The following is a 4,532-nucleotide window of genomic DNA, read 5'->3' as shown; positions in this document are numbered from 1 at the left end:
CGTGTGTAGTCCCAACAACCCAACCGGTAACGTCCTTGACGCAGACGATCTGCGCAAGCTGTTGGCATTGGCTGCGGGCCAAGCGTTGGTGGTGGTGGATGAAGCCTATATCGAAGTCAACCCCGGTTCCACGGTCGCAGGCTGGCTGGCAGACTATCCGCATCTGGTGGTGCTGCGTACCCTTTCCAAAGCGTTTGCGCTGGCAGGGTTGCGTTGCGGTTTTACGCTGGCGAATGAACCCGTGATCGCGCTGCTGCTGAAGGTCATCGCACCTTACCCGCTTTCAACGCCGGTGGCAGATATCGCCGCGCAAGCGCTGGATGACACAGGGATCGGCACGATGCGTGAACGCGTCGCAGAGATTGCTGAAAACCGCGCCTGGCTGATGGCCGCGCTGGCACCGTTACCTTGTGTGGAACAGGTGTTCGACAGCGCCAGTAACTACGTATTGGTACGTTTCGCCGCCGCCAGTAATGTCTTCAAAACGCTGTGGGATCAGGGCATTATTTTACGCGATCAGAACAAACAGCCCGGCCTTTCCGGATGCCTGCGCATCACTATCGGCAGTCGTGGCGAATGCCAGCAGGTGGTTGCCGCACTGTGCGCCTTATCCGGCACTAACGAGTAATCTTCAGGAGCAGACATGGGACAGAAATTTCTTTTTATTGACCGCGATGGCACGCTGATTGCCGAGCCGCCGCAAGACTTCCAGGTTGACCGTTTAGATAAACTGGCGCTGGAGCCTGCCGTCATCCCTTCCCTGCTGAGTTTGCAGAAATCCGGTTTCAAGCTGGTGATGATCACCAATCAAGACGGGCTTGGCACGCACAGTTTCCCGCAAGAAACGTTCAATCCGCCGCACCAGTTGATGATGCAGATTCTTACCTCACAAGGCATTGAATTCGAAGAGGTGCTGATTTGTCCGCATCTTCCAGCGGATAACTGTGCGTGTCGCAAACCTAAAACCGCGCTGGTGGATGCCTTTTTGCAACAGAACCCGATGGACAGCGCCAACAGTTACGTGATTGGCGATCGCGAAACGGACGTACAGTTGGCGCAAAACATGGGGATCACCGGATTACGCTATCAGCGTGATGGACTTGACTGGCAGACCATCACCGACAAGCTTACCCAACGCAACCGCCATGCACTGGTGAATCGCGTGACGCGGGAAACCTCCATTAATGTAGAAGTGTGGCTGGATCAGGAAGGCGGCAGCAAGATCCACACTGGCGTCGGTTTCTTCGACCACATGCTTGACCAGATTGCCACCCACGGTGGATTCCGTATGAACATCGATGTGAAAGGCGATCTTTACATCGACGATCACCACACGGTGGAAGACACCGGTCTCGCTTTGGGTGAAGCACTGAACAAAGCGCTGGGCGACAAGCGTGGCATCGGTCGTTTTGGCTTTGTGCTGCCGATGGATGAGTGTCTGGCACGCTGCGCGCTGGATATTTCCGGACGTCCACATTTGGAATATAAAGCCGAATTTAACTACCAACGCATGGGCGATTTAAGCACGGAAATGGTCGAGCACTTCTTCCGCTCGCTCTCCTATGCCATGGGGTGCACGCTGCATTTGAGAACCAAAGGCCGTAACGATCACCATCGCGTAGAAAGCCTGTTCAAAGTGTTTGGCCGCACGCTGCGCCAAGCCATTCGAGTGGAGGGTGATACCCTGCCCAGCTCGAAAGGGGTGCCGTGATGAACGTGGTGATTCTCGATACCGGTTGCGCCAATCTCGCCTCCGTTACCTATGCGGTGCGTCGACTGGGCTATGACCCAGTGGTGAGCCGCGATCCTGAGGTGGTGCTACGCGCCGACAAACTGTTTCTACCCGGCGTCGGCACCGTACAGGCCGCGATGGACCAGCTTACCGCCCGTGACTTGATTCCGCTGATCAAGGCCTGCACCCAACCGGTGCTCGGTATCTGCCTCGGCATGCAACTGCTTGGCTCTGCCAGCGACGAGAATGGCGGGATTGATACGTTGAATATCATTCCGGCTGCGGTAAAAAAAATGCAGGATCGCGGCCTGCCGCTACCGCACATGGGCTGGAATCAGGTCACACCGCAGGCAGGACACCGTCTGTTCCAAGGCATTGATGAAGGTGCCTACTTCTACTTTGTGCACGGCTATGCCATGCCGGTATGTGCCAACACCATCGCACAAGCAGAGTACGGTGAAGCCTTTACCGCCGCAGTGCAGAAGGACAACTTCTACGGCGTGCAATTTCACCCAGAACGCTCTGGGGCCGCCGGCGCTCAGTTGCTGAAAAACTTTCTGGAGATGTAATCAGCATGATTATCCCCGCACTCGATCTTATCGACGGACAGGTGGTTCGTCTTCATCAGGGTGACTATGGTCAGCAACGCCAGTATGGCAGCGATCCCCTCCCCCGTTTACAAGCCTATCAGCAACAGGGCGCTGAAGTGTTACATCTGGTGGATTTGACCGGCGCAAAAGATCCAGCGGCACGCCAGATCCCGTTACTGAAAACCCTGTTAGCTGGCGTGAGTGTGCCAGTAAAGGTGGGTGGCGGTATCCGTACCGAGCAAGATGTCGTTGCACTGCTAGAAGCCGGAGCGACCCGCGTCGTGATTGGCTCTACCGCCGTTAAACAGCCGGAGTTGGTACAGGCGTGGTTTACCCGTTATGGTGCTGATGCGTTGGTACTGGCGCTGGATGTGCGCATTGATAATGCAGGAGTCAAACAGGTTGCGATCAGTGGCTGGCAGGAAAATTCCGGTGTCACGCTGGAGCAAGTCATCGAACAATATCAGCCATTTGGTCTGAAACACATGCTGTGTACCGACATTTCCCGTGACGGTACTCTGAGCGGTTCCAACGTGGAACTCTATCGCGCGGTATGCCAACGCTATCCACAGATTACGTTCCAGGCTTCTGGCGGCATTGGTGGGTTGCAGGATATCGCCAATCTGCGTGGCAGCGGTGTGAAAGGCGTGATCGTCGGACGAGCGCTGCTCGAAGGCAAATTCAATGTAACGGAGGCCATCGCATGCTGGCAAAACGGATAATTCCCTGTCTCGACGTACGTGACGGTCAGGTGGTAAAAGGGGTGCAGTTCCGCAACCATGAAATCATCGGCGATATCGTTCCGTTAGCACAGCGTTATGCTCAGGAAGGCGCAGATGAACTGGTCTTTTACGATATCACCGCGTCGTCTGACGGACGTGTGGTCGACAAAAGCTGGGTATCCCGCGTGGCAGAAGTGATTGATATCCCCTTCTGCGTAGCCGGTGGCATCAAAAGTGTCGAAGATGCCGGACAAATCCTCTCGTTCGGTGCTGATAAAATTTCAATCAACTCCCCGGCGCTGGCCGATCCTACCTTGATTACTCGCCTTGCCGATCGTTATGGCGTACAGTGCATCGTGGTCGGTATCGATATTTGGTATGACAGCGCTACCGGGCGTTATCATGTGAATCAGTATACCGGTGATGAAAGCCGCACCCGTGTTACCCAGTGGGAAACGCTGGATTGGGTGCAGGAAGTGCAACAGCGCGGTGCCGGTGAAATTGTGCTGAACATAATGAATCAGGATGGCGTGCGTAACGGTTACGATCTGGAACAACTGAAATTGGTGCGTGAACGCTGCCATGTTCCATTGATCGCCTCTGGCGGGGCCGGTACACCTGAGCACTTTTTACAAGCCTTTGAGCAGGCTCAGGTGGATGGTGCGCTGGCCGCGTCAGTATTCCATAAGCAAATCATCAATATTGGCGAATTAAAGAAATACCTTAAGCAACAAGGTGTGGAGATCAGAGCGTGTTAAGCCAACAACAGAAAGCCCAACTTGATTGGGAAAAAACCGACGGGATGATCCCCGCCATTGTGCAACATGCGGTATCCGGTGAAGTGTTGATGCTGGGGTATATGAATCAGGCAGCGCTGGAAACGACTGAACAGAGTGGCAAGGTCACCTTTTATTCCCGCACTAAACAGCGGCTGTGGACCAAGGGAGAATCCTCCGGCCACTTCCTTAACGTAGTGAGCATTACACCAGACTGTGACAATGACAGTCTGTTGGTACTGGCGAACCCCATCGGCCCGACCTGCCACCAAGGCACCAGCAGCTGTTTTGCCCCGGCACAGCATGAGTGGTTATTCTTGCATCAGCTCGAGCAATTGTTAGCGAGCCGCAAACAGGCAGACCCGGCTAGCTCTTATACCGCAAAACTGTATGCCAGCGGCACCAAACGCATTGCGCAGAAAGTCGGCGAAGAAGGGCTGGAGACCGCACTGGCCGCCACCGTACACGATACCGAAGAGCTGACTAACGAAGCCGCCGATTTGATGTATCACCTGCTGGTGTTGTTGCAGGATCTGGATCTGGCAACCATTATCGGCCGACTGAAAGCACGTCATACCAAATAGAGTTATCTGTACTAGCTCAGACCTGATCTGACAGTTACCGGTTATTTATACAGGTGTCTGTCAGATTAAATCTGGTTCAGATTTTTTTCTGCCCAGACCCGTTTACCATCAAGTAATGTTGCCATTGG

Annotated in this window: 6 protein-coding genes; all 6 read left to right on the top strand. The window is 54.4% G+C overall.

The window, feature by feature from the left end; translation table 11 throughout:
- Positions 1–628, top strand: a 628-nt coding sequence (locus tag ACTBDZ_RS15375; protein ID WP_438815961.1) for an aminotransferase class I/II-fold pyridoxal phosphate-dependent enzyme, incomplete at its 5' end; no start/stop codon positions are given.
- 15 nt (positions 629–643) lie between these two features.
- Entirely contained in the window at positions 644–1,711 is a 1,068-nt protein-coding gene (hisB, locus tag ACTBDZ_RS15370) for a bifunctional histidinol-phosphatase/imidazoleglycerol-phosphate dehydratase HisB (RefSeq protein ID WP_438815960.1), read from the top strand.
- Complete coding sequence (gene hisH / locus ACTBDZ_RS15365) at positions 1,711–2,301, top strand: imidazole glycerol phosphate synthase subunit HisH (protein WP_438815959.1); 591 nt, start codon at positions 1,711–1,713, stop codon at positions 2,299–2,301. The genes hisB and hisH overlap by 1 nt, the downstream gene beginning before the upstream one ends.
- Before the next feature lie 5 nt (positions 2,302–2,306).
- Positions 2,307–3,044 (top strand): 1-(5-phosphoribosyl)-5-[(5-phosphoribosylamino)methylideneamino]imidazole-4-carboxamide isomerase, encoded by a 738-nt coding sequence (gene hisA / locus ACTBDZ_RS15360; RefSeq protein ID WP_438815958.1) that lies wholly within the window; start codon positions 2,307–2,309, stop codon positions 3,042–3,044.
- The gene (gene hisF, locus ACTBDZ_RS15355; protein ID WP_438815957.1) at positions 3,026–3,802 is read left to right on the top strand and encodes an imidazole glycerol phosphate synthase subunit HisF; all 777 of its coding nucleotides are present in this window, start codon (positions 3,026–3,028) and stop codon (positions 3,800–3,802) included. Before hisA ends, hisF begins: the two co-directional genes overlap by 19 nt.
- Complete coding sequence (hisIE, locus tag ACTBDZ_RS15350; RefSeq protein WP_438815956.1) at positions 3,796–4,404, top strand: bifunctional phosphoribosyl-AMP cyclohydrolase/phosphoribosyl-ATP diphosphatase HisIE; 609 nt, start codon at positions 3,796–3,798, stop codon at positions 4,402–4,404. The genes hisF and hisIE overlap by 7 nt, the downstream gene beginning before the upstream one ends.
- Positions 4,405–4,532: the final 128 nt, after the last annotated feature.

Source organism: Symbiopectobacterium sp. (assembly GCF_051710365.1).
Classification (GTDB): domain Bacteria; phylum Pseudomonadota; class Gammaproteobacteria; order Enterobacterales; family Enterobacteriaceae; genus Symbiopectobacterium.
Note: the sequence above shows the minus strand (reverse complement) of the source record. Positions and strands in the feature narration are given on the sequence as shown.

Bases quoted from the DNA above. Each gene is read 5' to 3' on its own strand.
- hisF (WP_438815957.1), top strand. From the start codon at position 3,026: ATGCTGGCAAAACGGATAATTCCCTGTCTCGACGTACGTGACGGTCAG.
- hisA (WP_438815958.1), top strand. From the start codon at position 2,307: ATGATTATCCCCGCACTCGATCTTATCGACGGACAGGTGGTTCGTCTT.
- hisB (WP_438815960.1), top strand. From the start codon at position 644: ATGGGACAGAAATTTCTTTTTATTGACCGCGATGGCACGCTGATTGCC.
- hisH (WP_438815959.1), top strand. From the start codon at position 1,711: ATGAACGTGGTGATTCTCGATACCGGTTGCGCCAATCTCGCCTCCGTT.